The organism is Bradyrhizobium sp. 45 (assembly GCF_023073155.1).
GTDB lineage: Bacteria > Pseudomonadota > Alphaproteobacteria > Rhizobiales > Xanthobacteraceae > Bradyrhizobium > Bradyrhizobium canariense_D.
The window spans coordinates 151,554-169,924 of the sequence record NZ_JADPIX010000143.1; the positions used below are offsets into that span (position 1 = coordinate 151,554).

Below are 18,371 nucleotides of genomic sequence, written 5' to 3' on the forward strand. Positions count from 1 at the left end.
CTCCGGTCAGGATGCGACGCCGGCGATCGCCAGCACCGTGTGCATGAGGACGTTGGTGCCCGCGGCGCAATCGGGCTGCGTGGCGTCTTCCAGCTCGTTGTGGCTGATGCCGTCCTTGCAGGGCACGAACACCATTGCGGCCGGCATGATTGTGTTGAGATTGCAGGCGTCGTGGCCGGCGCCGGAGGTGATGCGGCGAGAGGAGTAGCCGAGCGTCTTCGCCGCGTTCTCGACTGCGGCAATCAATTTGGGATCGAAATGCGTCGGCGGCTTGCGCCAGACCAGGTCGATCTTCACCTCGACCTTGCGGCGTGCGGCGATCTCGGCAATCGCGCTGCGCAGATCGCGATCGAGCGCATCCATGATCGCGCCATCCGCACTGCGGCAATCCATCGTGAAGGCGATCTCGCCGGGAATGACGTTGCGCGAGGGGTTTGCGATCACGGCCTCGCCGATGGTACCGACGGCCTTCGGCCCGTACTTCCTCGCAATGGCCTCCATCGCCAGCACGATCTCGGACAGCGTCGCCAACGCGTCGCGCCGCAGCGGCATCGGCGTCGATCCGGCATGGCTCTCGAAGCCGGAAATCTTGCCGTCGTACCAAAGCACGCCCTGGCCGGAATCGACCACGCCGATGGTCTTGCCTTCGGCCTCCAGGATCGGGCCCTGCTCGATGTGCAATTCGACGAAGGAACCGAGCTTCTGGAACCCGACCGGCTTGTCGCCGCGATAACCGATGCCATCGAGCGCCTGGCCGACGGTGGTGCCATCAGCGTCCCTGCGCGACAAGATGTCATCGGTGGTGAAGTCGCCGACATAGGCAGCGGAGGCCATCATCGCGGGAGCGAAGCGCGAACCCTCTTCGTTGGTCCAGTTGACGACGCAGATCGGCGCCTCGGTTTCGATCCCGGCGTCGTTCAGCGTGCGGATCACTTCGAGCGCACCGAGCGTTCCCAGAATGCCGTCATACTTGCCGCCGGTCGGTTGCGTGTCGAGATGCGAGCCGATGCCGACGGGCGGCTTCGACATGTCGCGTCCCTTGCGCAGCCCGAACTGCGAGCCGAGCGCATCGGTGTGCACCTCCAAGCCGGCGTCCTCGCAGGCCTTGCGGAACCAGTCGCGTACCAGCTTGTCCTCCGCGCTCAGCGTCAGCCGCCGCACGCCGCCCTTGGCCGTCGCGCCGAACTGCGCGGTCTCGTGGATGGAGCCCCAGAGGCGGGCGGAATCGATTTGCAAATTGGTGGCGGCTCGGCTCATGCGGTCAGTCTCTCAATTGTCCGGCGCCTGTTTCAATGACGCGCCGGCGCGGGCGCGTCAACTGCGAGGCTGCTCTGCGCAATCTGACATGCAAGCTCTGCGACCCGCTCCACCGCCACGACATCGGGCGAGGCGAGCCAGCTCGCGGTGAATGTCAGCGGCGCGATTTTGAAATCGGTGTCGAGCAGTTGCAACCGCCCGTCTGCGAGCTCGTTCTCGACGATGGCGTCGGGGATCACGGCGATGCCGAGGCCCTCGACCGCCATGTGGATGACGGTCGCAAGCGAGGCGGAGGCGTGCAGCCGGATCGGAGGCAGCTCCGGCCGGTCGAACACTTCGCGCACGACCTCGTAGGGACGCGTCTTCCGCGGGAAGGTAATGATCGGAAACCGCGCGAGCTCAGCCCGCGTCACCGGTCCATCGCCGAGGCCGAGCGAGGGGCTGGCGAGAAAACCGATCGGATAGTCGGCGAGGACGCGATTGTGCACCCCGGAGGCCGAGAGCGGACCGACGACGAAGGCAAGCTCGATCTCCTGCGCAAGCAGGCGCGCGGTCAGGTTCGGCGTGATGTCGACCTCGATCTCCAGCGACAGGTTTGGGTAGACGTCGTTCATGCTCTTCACCAGCCGCGGCAGCCAAGTGTGCACGATGGTTTCGGCGACGCCGAGTCGCATCACGCCGCGCATCGCCGAGCGGTCGCCGATCTCGGCGATCATCGCGGCGCGCAGGCCGATCAGCTTCTCCGCATAGACCATCATCTGTCGGCCGCTCGGTGTCGGCGAGGCCACGCGGTGGTCGCGATTTAGGAGCTTCACCCCCATCTCGCGCTCGAGCTGGGCGATGCGCTGGGAGATCGCCGGCTGAGTCGTGTTGAGGCGTGCTGCGGCGCCGCGAAAGCTGCCGAGCTTCACAACCCAAAGGAACGTCTCGATCGATCTGAAGTCCAGCATTGGAAGGATTCCCGTCCGATAAATGAAATTTATCGATATTGATTAGAAAGGAAGATTAGACTTTATAGCACGCGTGGTGTTGGCTTGTCTTTGTCGAGTTTATAGGCAGGTCGATCCCATGACTGTTTTGGTGGCAGTGCAGCAAACTGAAACGCCCGACACGCTCCCGAGCCGCAAGGCGCGGCTTGCCTACCGCGAGGGGCTGGTCGCCTCCACCGCCGGCGTTGCCCCCGGCTTCGTCCAGGGCAATCTGGCAATCTTGCCGGCGGAATATGCCGGGGCGTTCCATCGCTTCTGCCAGCTCAATCCCAAGCCGTGCCCGATCATCGGCATGTCCGATGTGGGCAGTCCGCACATCCCGGCGCTGGGCGCCGATCTCGACATTCGCACCGACGTGCCGCGCTATCGCGTCTGGCGCGACGGCGAAGTCGTGGACGAGCCGACCGATGTCACCAAATACTGGCGCGACGATCTCGTGACCTTCGTGCTCGGCTGCTCGTTCTCGTTCGAAGAGGCGCTGCTCGACGAGGGCATGCCGATCCGCCACATCGAGCACAATGTGCGCGTGCCGATGTATCGCACCAACATCGCTTGCGGCGAGTCCGGTCCCTTCGCCGGTCCCATGGTGGTGTCGATGCGTCCGTTCAAGCCGGCGGATGCGATCCGTGCGGTGCAGATCACCTCGCGCTATCCGGCCGTGCACGGCGCGCCCGTGCATCTCGGCCATCCGCACCTGATCGGCATCAAGGACATCGCCAAGCCCGATTACGGCGATCCGGTGCCGGTCGCCGACGACGAGATCCCGGTGTTCTGGGCCTGCGGCGTGACACCGCAATCGGTCATCAACGCTGCCAAGCTGCCGTTTGCGATCACGCATTCGCCCGGCCTGATGCTGGTGACGGATCTCAAGAACAGGACCATGGCCGTGATTTAGTGGGCAGCGTTTGCTGCTTCTTCGAGCTTTACCGCATCCATCAATCGCTTCATTCGATCGGCTGAAATTCAGTAACAGGGGACTTTGCCATGACGATCACTCGCCGCGACGTATTGTTGGGAGCCACCGCTACGGCCGCGCTAGTGCCGCTGGCAGCGCGCGCACAGACTTCGGAAGTCGTGATCGGCGTGATCTATCCGTTCTCCGGCGGCAGCGCACAGCAGGGCGTCGACGCGCAGAAGGCCTATGAAACCGCGCTCGAGGTCATCAACAAGGACACCGATTTCGACCTGCCACTGGCGAAGGGCGAGGGCCTGCCGGGTCTCGGCGGCGCAAAGGTCCGCCTCGTTTTCGCCGACCACCAGGCCGATCCGCAGAAGGGCCGCGCCGAGGCCGAGCGCCTGATCACGCAGGAGAAGGTCTCCGCCATCATCGGCACCTATCAGAGCGCGGTCGCCGTCACCGTCAGCCAGATCTGCGAGCGCTACCAGATCCCGTTCGTCTCGGCCGACAACTCCTCGCCCAGCCTGCATCGCCGTGGCCTGAAATATTACTTCCGCGCCGCGCCGCATGACGAGATGTACTCGGCCGCCATGTTCGACTTCTTCGATGCCTTGAAGAAGAAGGGCACCAAGATCGAGACGCTATCGCTGTTCCACGAGGACACCATCTTCGGCACCGATTCCGGCAACGCCCAGGCCAAGATCGCCGGCGAGCGCGGCTACAAGATCGTCTCCGACATCAAGTATCGCGCCAACTCGCCCTCGCTCTCGGCCGAGGTGCAGCAGCTCAAGAGCGCCAACGCCGACGTGCTGATGCCCTCGAGCTACACCACTGATGGCATCTTGCTGGTGAAGACCATGGGCGAGCTTGGTTACAAGCCGAACGCGATCGTGGCGCAGGACGCCGGTTTCTCCGAGAAGGCGCTCTACGACGCTGTCGGCGACAAGCTGGAAGGCGTGATCTCGCGCGGCACCTTCTCGCTCGACCTCGCGCAGAAGCGTCCGATGGTTGGCAAGATCAACGAGATGTTCAAGACGCGGTCGGGCAAGGATTTCAACGACCTCACCTCGCGTCAGTTCATGGGCCTGATCATCCTCGCCGACGCCATCAGCCGCGCCAAGTCGACTGACGGCGAGAAGATCCGCGACGCGCTGGCCGCCACCGACATCCCGGGCGAGCAGACCATCATGCCCTGGAAGCGCGTCAAGTTCGACGAGATGGGCCAGAACAACGACGCCGACCCGGTGCTGCTGCAATATGTCGGCGGCAAGTTCGTCACCATCTTCCCGCCGCAGGCCGCGATTGCCGAGGCGATCTGGCCGATGAAGTGAGCGCTGCGGGAGCACAGATCGTAGCTCCCGCCCTCATCCTGAGGAGCGGGCGCAACCCGCGTCTCGAAGGACGAGGGCTGGGCCATCCTTCGAGACGCGCGCGGTGCGCGCTCCTCAGGATGAGGACGTAGTTCGGGGGACAGACTTTTGACAGCCCAAACCATTATCCAAAGTCTCGCGAGCGGCCTCCTCATGGGCCTGCTCTACGGACTGATCGCCGTCGGCCTCGCGCTGATCTTCGGCCTGATGGACGTCGTGAACTTCGCTCACGGGGAGTTCCTGATGATCGCGATGTATGTGAGCTTCTTCCTGTTCACGTTCTTCGCCATCGACCCCTTGCTGTCGGCGCCGCTCGTGGCCGCCGCGCTGTTCGTATTCGGAGCGGTCGTCTATCTGTTGATCGTGCGCTTCGCCATGCGGGCCAAGGCCAACGCGGGCATGGTGCAGATCTTCTCCACCTTTGGCCTCGCCATCGTGATGCGCGGCCTCGCGCAGTTCTTCTTCACGCCTGACTATCGCAGCGTTCCGCAGTCCTGGCTCGGCGGCAAGACGATCTCGATCGCCGGCGTCTTCCTGCCGGAGCCGCAGCTCATGGGTGCGCTGGTTTCGATCCTGGCCTTTGCTGGCCTCTACTTCTTCATCCATCGCACCGATTTCGGTCGCGCGCTGGAGGCCACCCGTGAAGATCCCGGCGCGGTGGCCCTCGTCGGCATCGACAAGAACCGCGTGTTCGCGCTCGGCTGGGGGCTTGGTGCCGCGCTGGTCGGCCTCGCCGGAGCGATCATGGCAAGCTTCTTCTATATCTATCCCGACGTCGGCGCGTCCTTTGCGCTGATCGCCTACGTCACGGTCGCGCTCGGCGGCTTCGGCAGCGTGTTCGGCGCGTTCGCCGGCGGGATCATCGTGGGCCTCGTCGAGGCCACCACCGCGCTGGTGCTGCCGCCGTCGCTGAAATCGGTCGGCATCTACGCCGTCTACCTGCTGGTCGTCTTCATCCGGCCGCGTGGCCTGTTCGGATCGATGTGATGGACAAGGATTTTGCCGCGCGGCGCCGCCGCGACCTCATCATCGCCGCGGTGCTGACCGCCCTGGCGGCGCTCGCTCCGCTGTTCATCAAGGACGTCTACGTCCAGAACATCCTGATCCTGACCTTGATGTATGCGGCGCTGTCGCAGAGCTGGAACATTCTCTCTGGCTATTGCGGGCAGATCTCGCTGGGACATGCGCTCTATTTCGGCATCGGCGCCTACACCACCGAACTCCTGTTCACTAAGTTCGGCGTGCTGCCATGGTTCGGTATGCTCGCCGGCGGCGCGGTCGCGGCCGCGATTGCGATGGGGCTCGGCTATCCCTTCTTTCGGTTGCGCGGCCATTACTTCGTGATCGCGACCATCGTTATCGCCGAGATCGGGCTGCTGTTGTTCCAGAATTGGGAATGGGCGGGGGCTGCGATGGGAATCACCATTCCGGTGCGCGGCGACAGCTGGCTGAAGTTCCAGTTCATGCGCAGCAAGCTGCCTTACTTTTATTTCGCGCTGGTGCTGTGCAGCCTCGCCTGGTTCGTCACCTGGTGGCTGGAGGACTCCAAATGGGGCTTCTGGTGGCGCGCGGTAAAGGACAATGCGGAAGCGGCCGAGAGCCTCGGTGTCGTCGTGTTCAACTCCAAGATGGGCGCGGCCGCCGTCTCCGCTTTCCTCGTCGCCATCGGCGGCGCCTTCTATGCCCAGTTTCTCGCCTATATCGATCCTGAAAGCGTGATGGGCTTCCAGTTCTCGCTGCTGATGGCGTTGCCCGCCGTGCTTGGCGGCATCGGCACCCTGTGGGGACCCGTGTTAGGGGCGGCCATCCTGATCCCGATGACGGAGCTGACGCGCTCCTATATCGGCGGCTCCGGCCGCGGCGTCGACCTCATTGTCTACGGCACGCTGATCGTGCTGATTTCGCTCGCCCTGCCGCAGGGTCTGGTGAGCCTGTTCTCTCGTGCGAAGCGGAAGGGAGCCACGCGATGACCCCGCTGCTTGAAACCCGCGGCGTCTGGCAGCGTTTCGGCGGCCTCGTCGCCAACAGCGACGTCTCGATCTCTGTGGGTCGCGGCGAGATCGTCGGCCTGATCGGCCCGAATGGTGCCGGCAAGTCGACGCTGTTCAATCTCATCGCCGGCGTGCTGCCGCCGACGCAAGGCTCGATCTGGTTCGACGGCGAGGATGTCACCAGCATGCCGGCCGCCGAGCGCTGCCAGCGCGGCATCGGGCGCACCTTCCAGGTCGTCAAGAGCTTCGAGACCATGACGGTGATCGACAACGTCATCGTCGGTGCGCTGGTGCGCAACACCGTGATGCGCGAGGCACGCCGCAAGGCGCATGAGGTGCTCGAATTCACCGGCCTTGCTGCGCGCGCCAACGTGCTCGCGAGCGACCTCGTGCCGGCCGAAAAGCGCCGCCTCGAAGTCGCGCGCGCGCTTGCGACTGAACCAAAGCTGCTGCTGCTCGACGAAGTCCTCACTGGTCTTACGCCGACCGAGGCGCAGACCGGTGTCGCGCTGGTGCGCAAGGTGCGTGACGCCGGCATCACCGTGCTGATGGTCGAGCACGTCATGGAGATCGTGATGCCGCTGGTCGATCGTGCCATCGTGCTCGACCTCGGCAAGGTGCTGGTCGAGGGCAAGCCCACTGAAATCGTCCGCGATCCCAAGGTGATCAGCGCATATCTGGGAGATCGTCATGCTGTCGGTGCGTGAAGTCACGACCGCCTATCAGGGCCTGGTCGCGATCTTCGCGGTCAGCATCGAAGTCGCCAAGGGCGAGATCGTCTGCGTCGCCGGCGCCAACGGCGCGGGCAAGTCGACGCTGCTGAAATCCATCGCCGGCGCCGAGCGCCCGCGCTCGGGCACGGTGACGTTCGACGGCAAGCGCCTCGACGGCATGGCGCAGCACCACATCACGGCGACCGGCATCGCCTATGTGCCGGAGAACCGCCGCTTGTTTCCGCGCCTCTCCGTGCGCGACAATCTGCGCCTCGGCAGCTATCTCTACCGCGGCGAGGCCGACCGCGAGAGCCCGCTCGATCTCGTGTTCCAGCTATTTCCGCGCCTCTCCGAACGCCTCGAGCAGCGCGCCGAGACGCTAAGCGGCGGCGAGCAGCAGATGCTCGCGATCGGCCGTGCGCTGATGACGCGCCCGCGGCTGTTGATGCTGGACGAGCCCTCGCAGGGCATCATGCCGAAGCTGGTCGACGAGATCTTCCAGGCCGTCAAGCGCATCCGCGATGCCGGTATGACCGTCTTGATCGTCGAGCAACGCATGGCGGAGTGCCTGGAAATCGCCGACCGCGCCTACATCCTGCAAACCGGCCGCGTGCTGATGCAGGGCGCGGCAAGCGAGATCAAGGGCAATCCCGACGTGCGCAAGGCCTATCTGGGGCTGTAGCCGCGAAGCGTTGGGCACGTCGCGCAACACACTCGGCGTCATCGCCCGCGAAGGCGGGCGATCCAGTATTCCAGAGGCCGCTGTGATTGAGTCGAGAAGCCGCGGCGTACTGGATTCCCCGCCTTCGCGGGGAATGACAGCGGTGAGTAGGGCGGTGTTAGTTCGCCCACGGCTGCACGAGGCTCAATGCTCGTGCCCATGCTCCGGCAGTGTCAGCCCAAACACCTTCACCAGATCATTCACCTGCTCCGGCGACAAATACCGCGGGTTCAATCCGCGCAGCAGGAGGTACAGCTTCGCCGTCTCCTCCAGCTCCTCGGTCGCGAACACGGCTGCTTCCAGCGTGTCGCCCGCGACGACCGGACCGTGATTGGCGAGCAGCACGGACGAATATTCCCCCGCCAGACCCCTGATCGCATCGGCGACCGCGGGATCGCCAGGGCGGTAATAAGGCACGAGCGCGGTGGCGCCGCATTTCATCAGATAATAAGCGGTCATCGGCGGCAGCGCGGCGCGCGGGTCGATCTCCGGCAGCATCGACAGCGCGACCGAATGGGTGGAATGCAGATGCACGATCGCCCTTGCGCTCCCGCGCGTGGCGTAGAGTGCATTGTGCAGCGGAACTTCCTTGGTCGGCGCATCGCCCGAAACCAGTCGGCCCTGATCGTCCAGCCGCGACAGTTTTGCGGGATCGAGGAAGCCGAGCGAGGCATTGGTCGGCGTCACCAGCCAGCCGCCGCCGTCCAGCCTGGCGCTGATATTGCCGGAGGAGCCGGGCGTCAGCCCACGCTCGAACAGCGACCGTCCGAAGCGGCAAATGTCTTCGCGCAGCAATGTCTCGTTGCTCATGGCCGTCATGTCCGTTTGTCTCACGCTTTGGCAGCGCGGCCAAGCCGTGTTATTCGGTTGCCAAGCTGCCGCAAAAGGCGGCCGTCCGGGAAACGTTGCAAGGATCAGTTGTATGTCCGCCTCCACGTCACAGAATCAGCGCATCGCCGTCATCGGGCTCGGCTCGATGGGGTTCGGCATGGCGAGCTCGCTGAAGCGCGCCGGTCATGTCGTCACCGGCTGCGACGTCTCGGCTGATGCGGTCGCGCGCTTCGTGACGGAGGGCGGCGCCGGCGCCAAGACGCCGGCTGAAGCCGCCAAGGGCGCCGACATCGTCGTCAGCGTCGTCGTCAATGCCGCGCAGACCGAGACGATCCTGTTCGGCAAGGATGGCGTCGCCGAAACCATGGCCAAGGACAGCGTCTTCCTGTCGTCGGCGACCATGGATCCCGACGTGGCGCGGCGTCTCGCCAAGCAGCTGGAGGCGACCGGCCGGCACTATCTGGATGCACCGATCTCCGGCGGGGCGCAGCGCGCAGCGCAGGGCGAGCTGACGATCCTCGCCTCCGGCAGTCCGGCTGCGTTTGAGAAAGCGCGGCCCGCGCTCGATGCCATGGCCGCGAAGCTCTACGAGCTTGGCGATGCCGCAGGCCAGGGCGCCGCCTTCAAGATGATCAACCAGCTGCTCGCCGGCGTGCATATCGCCGCTGCCAGCGAGGCGATCGCGTTCGCGGCCAAGCAGGGTCTCGACATCCGCAAGGTCTATGAGGTGATCACGGCGTCCGCCGGAAACTCCTGGATGTTCGAGAACCGCATGCCGCACGTGCTCGACGGCGATTACACGCCGCGCAGTGCGGTCGAGATCTTCGTCAAGGATCTCGGCATCATCCAGGATATGGCGCGCAGTGCCAGATTCCCGGTTCCGGTCTCCGCCGCAGCACTTCAGATGTTCTTGATGACGGCAGCCGCCGGCATGGGCCGCGACGACGATGCGTCGGTGGCGCGGATGTATGCGCAGGTCACCGGCGTCAAACTGCCCGGCGACAAGTAGACAAGAGGATTCCAATGCCCCGTTTTGCCGCCAATCTCTCGATGATGTTCACCGAGGTGCCGTTCCTCGACCGCTTCGACGCCGCTGCGGCAGCCGGCTTCACCGCCGTCGAGTTTCTCTTTCCCTATGAGCATCCCGCCGAGGCGGTCGGCGAGCGGCTCAAGCGCAACGGCTTAACCCAGGCGCTGTTCAACCTGCCGCCGGGCGACTGGAATGCCGGCGAGAAGGGCTTTGCGGCGCTCCCGTCGCGATTCCCCGAGCTGAAGGCGAGCCTGGAAACTGCGCTGCCCTACGCCAAGGCGACCGGCGTCAAGCGGCTGCATTTGATGGCGGGCATCGCCAACCGTGGCGAGCGCGTCGCGATCGAGGCGTTCTACAAATCAGTGGCGTGGGCCGCCGAGTTCTTTGCGCCGCACGGCATCGACATCGTGCTCGAGCCGATCAATGCGCGGAACGTGCCCGGCTATTTCCTCAATGATTTCGGCTTCGCGCGCGACCTGATCCAGGAGCTGCGGCTTCCGAACCTGAAACTCCAGTTCGACATTTATCACTGCCAGATCATCCATGGCGACGTTACGATGCGGCTGCGCGAGATGATGCCGGTGATCGGTCACATCCAGATCGCCAGCATTCCCTCGCGCAACGAGCCTGACGGCGAGGAGCTGAACTATCCGTTCCTGTTCGACGAACTCGACCGGCTCGGTTATGCCGGCTTCGTCGGCTGCGAATATAATCCGCGAGGCAAGACCACCGACGGCCTTGCCTGGTTCAGGCCTTATGCGGGAGTGAAGCCGTGACATTTGCAGCGAAAATATCCCTTGGCTGCATTGCCGACGACTACACCGGCGCCTCCGACCTCGCCAACACGCTGACGCGCGCCGGCCTGCGCACGGTGCAGACTATCGGCGTGCCCGCGGACGATCTCGCGCTGCCCGAGGTCGACGCCGTCGTGGTGTCCTTGAAGAGCCGTTCGATCGAAGCCGGTCTTGCCGTATCGCGCTCGCGCGCGGCGGACAAATGGCTGCGCAGCCGTGGCGCCGGCCACGTGCTGTTCAAGATCTGTTCGACCTTCGATTCCACCGATGCCGGCAATATCGGCCCGGTGATGGACGCGTTGCGCGCCGATTGCGGCGAGACGGCCGTGCTGGTGACGCCGGCCTTTCCGGAGACCGGCCGCACCGTCTACCAGGGCAATCTGTTCGTCGGCGCCGTGCCGCTGAACGAGAGCCCGCTGAAGGACCATCCGCTCAACCCGATGCACGATTCCAACCTGGTCCGCGTGCTCGCGCGCCAGAGCAAGGCGCAAATCGGCCTGGTCGACCTCGCCATCGTCACGCGCGGCGCGGATGCCGTGCGGGCGCGGCTGGCCGAACTCGCGGGCAAGGGCATTGGCGCGGCGATCATCGACGCCGTGTTCGATCGCGACCTCGAGACCATCGGCCTCGTCGCTGCCCAGCATCGGCTGTCGGTCGGTGCCTCCGGCATGGGTCTTGGGCTGGCGCGGGCGCTGATGTCCACAGGCAAGGTCACATCGACCGCGGCGAGCAGCGCCGCGGGAGCCGCCGTCGGCGGACCGGCGGCGTGCCTTGCCGGAAGCTGCTCGCAGGCGACGCTTCAGCAGATCGCCAATGCCGAGCGCGTCATGCCGGTGCTGCATCTCGACCCGGACCGTATTACTACGGGCGAGGACGAGGCGCAGCGCGCGCTGGCCTGGGCAAAGCCGCGGCTGGCGGACGGTCCGGTCCTGATCGCATCGAGCTCGACGCCCGATCAGGTCGCCGCCCTCCAGGCGCGCCATGGTCGCGACGCGGCCGGTCACGCCATCGAGCAGGCGATGGCCGACATCGCCGAGGGTCTGGTGCGGGCCGGCGTGAAGCGCCTGGTCGTCGCCGGCGGGGAGACATCCGGCGCCGTGGTCGACCGGTTGAAGATTCCCGGATTTCTCGTGGGAGCAGAGATCGCCGCGGGCGTTCCAGTGCTGCGCGCGGTCGGTGCTGAAAAAGGCGACATGTTGCTCGCCTTGAAGTCCGGAAATTTCGGCGGCGCGGAGTTTTTCTCCGACGCGCTTGGGCTCATGCGCTGAGCGCAGGGCATTTTTAGCGCCCTGTTCATTTGTTTCGGGCTTCGTACTCGTACGGAGTCGTCGTTAACATCTGCTCAGGTGCTCTCGTGTTGGATGTCGGTTCTGCTCCCTTAGGTTGATTCGTAAAAGTTCCGGACGCCGCCGCGCCAACGCAAAGAGACCGATTATGCTCGCCACCATTTCCATTCGTGCCAAGATCATCAGTGTCGTGGCGTTCCTGCTGGTCGCGATGGCCGGCATGGGCCTGCTCGCCGTCATGAAGATGCGGTCGATGAATGCCAATACCACCGAGATCACCACGAGCTGGATGCCGAGCGTGAGGGTGCTGGGCGAGCTTCGGGCATCAGTCATCACCTATCGCAACGTGGTTCGTCAGCACATGCTGTCGGAAATCCTTGAAGACAAGCTCGCAAACGAGAAGACGGGCGCCACGGTAATCGAGGCGCTCGCCAAGGCCCGCAAGGCCTACGAGCCGATGATCACCTCTCCGGAGGAACGGAAGCTCTACAACGATTGGGCCAAGCTCTGGGAGGACTACAAGAAGGGCACCGAAGATGTCATGGCGCTCTCGCGTAAGGAGGCCGGCAAGGTTCCGCATGAGGCCCAGGAGCTGAACACCAAGACGGTCAACAAGATCGGCCTTGAGGCCGACGCGATCCTGACCAAGGACATCGAGCTCAACACCAAGGGCGGAGACCAGGCCGCGCAGGATGCCGCCGACAGCTACTACTATGCCTTCATGCTGGTCTCGATCATCCTCGGCGCGGCCGTCGTCGTCGGCATCGGCGTCGGCTTCTACCTCGTCCAGGACGTCTCCAGCGGCATCAATTCGATCATCGAGCCGATGCAGGCGCTGGGCAAGGGCGAGCTTTCCGCCGAAGTCCCTCATCGCGGTGAGAAGACGGAGATCGGCGCCATGGCCGACGTGCTCCAGATCTTCAAGGAAGCGCTGATCGCCAAGAAGGCTGCGGACGAGGCTGCCGCTGCCGATGCAGAAGCCAAGATCGAGCGCGGCCGCCGCGTCGACAACATCACTCGCGAATTCGAGACGATGATTGGCGAGATCGTCCAGACCGTGTCGTCGGCCTCGACCCAGTTGGAGGCCTCGGCCTCGACGCTGACCTCGACCGCCGACCGCTCGCAGCGGCTGGCGACCACCGTTGCCGGAGCGTCGGAGGAAGCCTCGACCAACGTGCAGTCGGTGGCCTCGGCGACCGAGGAGATGGCCTCGTCCGTCGGCGAGATCAGCCGTCAGGTGCAGGAATCTGCGCGGATGGCGGGCGATGCCGTCGGCCAGGCCCGCGCCACCACCGAACGCGTCAGCGAACTCTCGAAGGCAGCCTCACGCATCGGCGACGTCGTCGAGCTCATCAACACCATCGCCGGCCAGACCAACCTTCTGGCGCTGAACGCGACCATCGAAGCCGCACGTGCCGGCGAAGCCGGCCGCGGCTTTGCGGTGGTCGCCTCCGAGGTGAAGGCGCTCGCCGAGCAGACCGCGAAGGCGACCGGTGAGATCGGCCAGCAGATCTCCGGCATCCAGGCGGCGACCAACGACTCGGTCGGCGCCATCAAGGAGATCTCGTCGACCATCGAGCGTCTGTCGGAGATCTCGTCGGCCATCGCGGCGGCCGTGGAAGAGCAGGGCGCTGCGACCCAGGAGATCGCCCGCAACGTCCAGCAGGCGGCGCAGGGCACCCAGCAGGTCTCCTCCAACATCACCGACGTGCAGCGCGGCGCAACCGAGACCGGCACGGCCTCCTCGCAGGTGCTGTCGGCGGCACAGATGCTCTCCAACGACTCCGGCCGGCTCAAGACCGAGGTCAGCAAGTTCCTGACCAACGTTCGCGCGGCTTAGGCCGGGCAGGCACGGAGTTGCTGAAAGCGGCGTCCTTGGGCGCCGCTTTTTTTTATGGATGGACCGCGGCATCTGTCATCTTTCGGGGCGCGAGGTGCATATCTGGAATGCTATTTCGCAGTGCGATAGCAGGGAATTGACCGCTCGTGACGCAGTGCCGTTGGCCATTTGGGCGGTCTTCAGGTAAATCAGCCGAGGAACCCGCGGGGGCGGTGTTTCCTGTCCCTGATCTGGAATTGCCCAACGAATGATTGCTCTGGTCCGTATTGCCCTGAGCCGGCCCTACACGTTTGTCGTGCTCGCGCTCCTGCTCCTGATCATCGGACCGCTGGCGGCGCTGCGGACGCCGACCGACATCTTCCCGGACATCCGCATCCCTGTGATCGGCGTGGTCTGGCAATACACCGGCCTGCCGCCCGATCAGATGTCGGGCCGCATCACCACGCCGTTCCAGCGCGCGCTGACGACAACGGTCAACGACATCGAGCACATCACCGCCAATTCCTATAATGGCTTTGGCATCATCAAGATCTTCTTCCAGCCGAACGTCGACATCCGCACCGCCAACGCGCAGGTCACCGCGATCTCGCAGACGCTGATCAAGCAGATGCCGCCGGGCGCGACGCCCCCTCTGATCCTGAACTACTCCGCCTCCACCGTGCCGATCGTCCAGGTGGCGCTCTCGGGCGATGGCCTCACCGAGCAGAACCTCGCCGATATCGGCATCAACCAGCTCCGTACGCCGTTGGTCACCGTGCCCGGCGCCGCGATCCCGTACCCGTTCGGCGGCAAGCAGCGCCAGGTCCAGATCGACCTCGACCCGACCGCGCTCCAGGCCCGCGGCCTGTCCGGCCAGGACGTCGCCAACGCGCTCGCGGCCCAGAACCTGATCACGCCGGTCGGCACCCAGAAGATCGGGCAGTTCGAATACATCATCCAGCTCAACAACTCGCCGCTGAAGATCGAGGAGCTCGGCAATCTGCCGATCAAGACCGTCAACGGCGCGATGGTCTATGTGCGCGACGTCGCGACCGTCAGGGACGGCAACCCGCCGCAGACCAACATCGTCCATGTCGACGGCAACCGCTCGGTGCTGATGATGGTGCTGAAGGCGGGCGCGACCTCGACGCTCGACATCATCGCGGGCATCAAGCAGAAGGTGATCGACGTCAAGGACCAGCTGCCGGACGCGCTCAAGATCGGCTTCATCGGCGATCAGTCGGTGTTCGTCCGCGGCGCCATCGAAGGCGTCGCGTTCGAGGGCGTGATCGCGGCGCTGCTCACCAGCGTCATGATCCTGCTGTTCCTCGGCAGCTGGCGCTCGACTGTGATCATTGCGGTCTCGATCCCGCTCTCGGTGCTCGGCGCCATCATTATGCTGTCGGCGATCGGGGAGACGCTGAACATCATGACGCTCGGCGGCCTGGCGCTCGCGGTCGGCATCCTCGTCGACGATGCCACGGTCACGATCGAGAACATCAACTACCATCTGGAGCAGGGCAAGCCGGTTGAGCAGTCGATCCTCGACGGCGCCAACCAGATCGTGACGCCGGCCTTCGTCTCGCTGCTCTGCATCTGCATCGTGTTCGTGCCGATGTTCTTCCTCACCGGCGTGGCGCGCTTCCTGTTCGTGCCGATGGCGGAAGCGGTAATGTTCGCGATGATCTGGTCGTTCCTGCTGTCGCGCACGCTGGTGCCGACCATGGCGAACTATTTATTGCAGGCGCATGTCCATCACGAGAACGGTCCGCCGAAGTCGCGCAATCCACTGGTCTGGTTCCAGCGCGGTTTCGAGGCTCGCTTCGAGCGCATTCGCGGCGGCTACCACAATTTCCTCGGGCTCGCGCTCGCGCACCGTCCGGTGTTCGTGATCGGCTTCCTCTGCGTGGTCGGCGCGTCCTTCGCGCTGGTCCCGTTCCTCGGACGCAACTTCTTCCCCGCGGTCGATGCCGGCAACATCCTGATGCACGTCCGCACCCAGGTCGGCACCCGCGTCGAGGAGACAGCGAACCAGCTCGCCGACGTGCAGAAGGCGATCCGCAAGCTGATCCCGGGTGAGATCGAAACGCTGACCGACAACATCGGCATGCCGATCTCCGGCATCAACATGACCTACAACAACACCGGCGTGATCGGCCCGCAGGATGGCGACATCCAGATCAAGCTGAAGGAAGGCCACAAGCCGACCGAAGAGCATGTGCGCGTGCTGCGTGAGCAATTGCCGCGGCTGTTCCCCGGCGTCAGCTTTGCCTTCCTGCCGGCCGACATCGTCAGCCAGATCCTGAACTTCGGCGCGCCGGCGCCGATCGACCTGCAGATCCGCGGCGCCAATATCAGCGCCAACTTCGTTTATGCCAACAATCTGCTGGCCAAGGTTCGCAGGATTCCCGGCGTCGCCGATGCGCGCATCCAGCAGTCACCGAACAATCCGACCTTCAATATCGATGTCGACCGCACCCGCGCGCAGTATGTCGGGCTGACCGAGCGTGACGTCACCAACAGTCTCGTGGTCAACCTTGCCGGCTCCTCGCAGGTGGCGCCGACCTACTACCTCAATCCGGACAACGGCGTATCCTATTCGATCGTGATGCAGACGCCGCAATACCAGATGGATTCGCTCAGCGCGCTTCAGACGTTGCCGATCACGGCGGCCGGCAATTCGCAGTCGCCGATCCTCGGCGGCATCGCCGATATCAAGCGATCGACTTCGAGCGCGGTGGTCTCGCAATACGACATCCAGTCGATGGTGCAGATCTTCGCCACGACCTCGGGCCGCGATCTCGGTGCGGTCGCGACCGACATCCGCCAGGTGATCGCCGACACCGCCAAGGAGGTGCCGAAAGGCTCTTCCGTGGTGCTGCTCGGCCAGGTGCAGACCATGAACAGCGCCTTCACCGGCTTGTTGTTCGGCCTGCTCGGCGCGGTCGTCCTGATCTATTTCCTGATCGTCGTGAACTTCCAGTCCTGGTCCGATCCCTTCGTGATCATCACGGCGTTGCCCGCAGCACTCGCCGGGATCGTCTGGATGCTGTTCGCCACCGAGACGACGCTGTCGGTGCCGGCGCTGACCGGCGCGATCATGTGCATGGGCGTTGCCACCGCCAACAGCGTGCTCGTGATCTCGTTCGCCCGCGAGCGCTACGAAGAGCTCGGCGATCCCATCGCCGCGGCGCTCGAAGCCGGCTTCGTCCGGTTCCGCCCGGTGCTGATGACCGCGCTCGCCATGATCATCGGCATGGCGCCCATGGCGCTGGGGCTCGGCGAGGGCGGCGAGCAGAATGCGCCGCTCGGCCGTGCCGTGATCGGCGGCCTGATCTTTGCAACCTTCGCCACGCTGATGTTCGTTCCCGTGGTGTTCAGTATGGTACACAAGAAGCAAGGCGCCAAAGGCGCCGCCTCCCTGGAGCCCCCGCATGTCGCCCACTGAACCCCGCTCCCCGGTGTCGCACCGGAAACTGGGCATTTTCGGCGTGGTGGCGCTAATCGCGGCCGGCTTGGTCGTGGGCACCGGCATCCGCGCCCGCGAGGAGCAGGGCTCCAAATTGAAGGCATGGACCGATGATCAGGCTGTTCCCAGCGTCGCGGTGACGCTGCCTAATGCCAAGGCTCTCAATGCGACCATCGACTTGCCGGGCCGTCTCGAAGCCTATTATCGCGCGCCGATCTTTGCCCGTGTTCCCGGCTATCTCAAAAGCTGGAGCGCTGACATCGGTGCGCGGGTGAAGGCCGGTCAGGTGATCGCCGAGATCGAGGCGCCCGACCTCGACCAGCAACTGCTTCAGGCCCGCGCCGACCTCGCCAGCCAGCAGTCCAGCGCCAGGCTGTCGGAAGCCACCCTCAACCGCCGCAAGACGCTGGTCGCCTCCAACTTCGTCTCCGCGCAGGAGATCGACGAGCGTACCGCCGATCTCTCCAACAAGAACGCGGCGGTTCGCTCGGGCCAGGCCAACGTCGAGCGCCTCGAAGCGCTGGCCGGTTACAAGAAGATCACCGCTCCGTTTGACGGTGTGGTCACGGCGCGCGACACCGACGTCGGTGCGCTGATCAATTCAGGCGGCGGCTCGGGCCCGGCAATGTTCGTGGTCTCCGACATCACCAAGCTGCGCGTCTACATCAACGTGCCCCAGAACTACGTGCCCGCGATCAAGATCGGCGCCAAGGCCGCCATCGTGCTGCCGGAGTATCCGAACCGGACCTTCCAGGCGACGGTGGAGGCCTCCTCGCAGGCGGTTGACGTCGCCTCCGGCACGACGCGCATGCAGCTCGGTCTCGACAATTCCTCAGGCGAGCTGATGCCCGGCGGCTATGCTAGCGTGAAGCTCAGCCTGCAGCGCGACGCCGCGCCGCTCAGCATTCCCGCCAGTGCGCTGATCTTCAACGGCAGCGGCCTGCGCGTCGCAACCGTCGGTCCGGACGACAAGGTCCTGTTCAAGCCCGTGACCATCGCCCGCGATCTTGGCAAGGAGATCGAGCTCGCCTCGGGAATTGCAGCGGATGACCGCGTCATCACGGCACCACCGGACGGCCTCTCCGACGGCGACCAGGTCCGCGTGACCGGCGCCGGCGCCAAGGGCAAGCCCGCGACGGCGTCGGAGAAGCAGGCGCCGAAGGGGTAGCCTCGGTTTCGTAGGGTGGGCAAAGCGAAGCGTGC

At 64.8% G+C, this 18,371-nt stretch carries 15 protein-coding genes; 12 read left to right on the forward strand and 3 right to left on the reverse strand.

Going from position 1 to position 18,371, the window contains the following annotated elements:
* Nucleotides 1–6 precede the first annotated feature (6 nt).
* A complete protein-coding gene (locus IVB42_RS33270) occupies nucleotides 7–1,257 on the reverse strand; it encodes a Zn-dependent hydrolase (protein ID WP_247394254.1) in 1,251 nt (416 codons plus the stop codon).
* 32 nt (nucleotides 1,258–1,289) lie between these two features.
* Nucleotides 1,290–2,207 (reverse strand): LysR family transcriptional regulator, encoded by a 918-nt coding sequence (locus IVB42_RS33275; protein WP_247471860.1) that lies wholly within the window; start codon nucleotides 2,205–2,207, stop codon nucleotides 1,290–1,292.
* Nucleotides 2,208–2,325: 118 nt separating this feature from the next.
* Between IVB42_RS33275 and IVB42_RS33280 the strand changes: the two genes are divergently transcribed.
* The 6 genes from IVB42_RS33280 (at nucleotide 2,326) to IVB42_RS33305 (ending at nucleotide 7,900) form a co-directional block, all read left to right on the forward strand.
* Complete coding sequence (locus tag IVB42_RS33280) at nucleotides 2,326–3,141, forward strand: putative hydro-lyase (protein WP_085352173.1); 816 nt, start codon at nucleotides 2,326–2,328, stop codon at nucleotides 3,139–3,141.
* An 89-nt stretch (nucleotides 3,142–3,230) separates the two neighbouring features.
* On the forward strand, nucleotides 3,231–4,475 hold the full coding sequence (locus IVB42_RS33285; protein WP_018456991.1) for an ABC transporter substrate-binding protein: 1,245 nt from the start codon (nucleotides 3,231–3,233) through the stop codon (nucleotides 4,473–4,475).
* A gap of 147 nt (nucleotides 4,476–4,622) precedes the next feature.
* On the forward strand, nucleotides 4,623–5,501 hold the full coding sequence (locus IVB42_RS33290) for a branched-chain amino acid ABC transporter permease (protein WP_026233279.1): 879 nt from the start codon (nucleotides 4,623–4,625) through the stop codon (nucleotides 5,499–5,501).
* Complete coding sequence (locus IVB42_RS33295; RefSeq protein WP_018456989.1) at nucleotides 5,501–6,484, forward strand: branched-chain amino acid ABC transporter permease; 984 nt, start codon at nucleotides 5,501–5,503, stop codon at nucleotides 6,482–6,484. Before IVB42_RS33290 ends, IVB42_RS33295 begins: the two co-directional genes overlap by 1 nt.
* Nucleotides 6,481–7,212 (forward strand): ABC transporter ATP-binding protein, encoded by a 732-nt coding sequence (locus tag IVB42_RS33300; RefSeq protein ID WP_018456988.1) that lies wholly within the window; start codon nucleotides 6,481–6,483, stop codon nucleotides 7,210–7,212. The genes IVB42_RS33295 and IVB42_RS33300 overlap by 4 nt, the downstream gene beginning before the upstream one ends.
* Entirely contained in the window at nucleotides 7,196–7,900 is a 705-nt protein-coding gene (locus IVB42_RS33305) for an ABC transporter ATP-binding protein (protein ID WP_018456987.1), read from the forward strand. The genes IVB42_RS33300 and IVB42_RS33305 overlap by 17 nt, the downstream gene beginning before the upstream one ends.
* 183 nt (nucleotides 7,901–8,083) lie before the next feature.
* Here the strand turns inward: IVB42_RS33305 and IVB42_RS33310 are convergent, their stop codons facing one another.
* The gene (locus IVB42_RS33310) at nucleotides 8,084–8,758 is read right to left on the reverse strand and encodes an aldolase (RefSeq protein WP_247394235.1); all 675 of its coding nucleotides are present in this window, start codon (nucleotides 8,756–8,758) and stop codon (nucleotides 8,084–8,086) included.
* A 103-nt stretch (nucleotides 8,759–8,861) separates the two neighbouring features.
* Here IVB42_RS33310 and ltnD point away from each other — a divergent pair, with 103 nt between their 5' ends.
* The 6 genes from ltnD to IVB42_RS33340 all read left to right on the forward strand — a co-directional run bounded on the left by ltnD (nucleotide 8,862) and on the right by IVB42_RS33340 (nucleotide 18,336).
* Nucleotides 8,862–9,779: an L-threonate dehydrogenase gene (ltnD, locus tag IVB42_RS33315; protein ID WP_247394607.1), complete on the forward strand. Its 918-nt coding sequence runs from the start codon at nucleotides 8,862–8,864 to the stop codon at nucleotides 9,777–9,779.
* 14 nt (nucleotides 9,780–9,793) lie between these two features.
* Entirely contained in the window at nucleotides 9,794–10,576 is a 783-nt protein-coding gene (otnI, locus tag IVB42_RS33320; protein ID WP_247394228.1) for a 2-oxo-tetronate isomerase, read from the forward strand.
* Entirely contained in the window at nucleotides 10,573–11,862 is a 1,290-nt protein-coding gene (gene otnK / locus IVB42_RS33325) for a 3-oxo-tetronate kinase (RefSeq protein WP_247394225.1), read from the forward strand. The genes otnI and otnK overlap by 4 nt, the downstream gene beginning before the upstream one ends.
* A gap of 166 nt (nucleotides 11,863–12,028) precedes the next feature.
* Nucleotides 12,029–13,720, forward strand: a complete 1,692-nt coding sequence (locus IVB42_RS33330; protein WP_247394222.1) for a methyl-accepting chemotaxis protein — start codon at nucleotides 12,029–12,031, stop codon at nucleotides 13,718–13,720.
* Between the two features lie 247 nt (nucleotides 13,721–13,967).
* Complete coding sequence (locus tag IVB42_RS33335) at nucleotides 13,968–17,147, forward strand: efflux RND transporter permease subunit (protein ID WP_204510633.1); 3,180 nt, start codon at nucleotides 13,968–13,970, stop codon at nucleotides 17,145–17,147.
* Entirely contained in the window at nucleotides 17,134–18,336 is a 1,203-nt protein-coding gene (locus IVB42_RS33340; protein WP_247363463.1) for an efflux RND transporter periplasmic adaptor subunit, read from the forward strand. The genes IVB42_RS33335 and IVB42_RS33340 overlap by 14 nt, the downstream gene beginning before the upstream one ends.
* Nucleotides 18,337–18,371 lie beyond the last annotated feature (35 nt).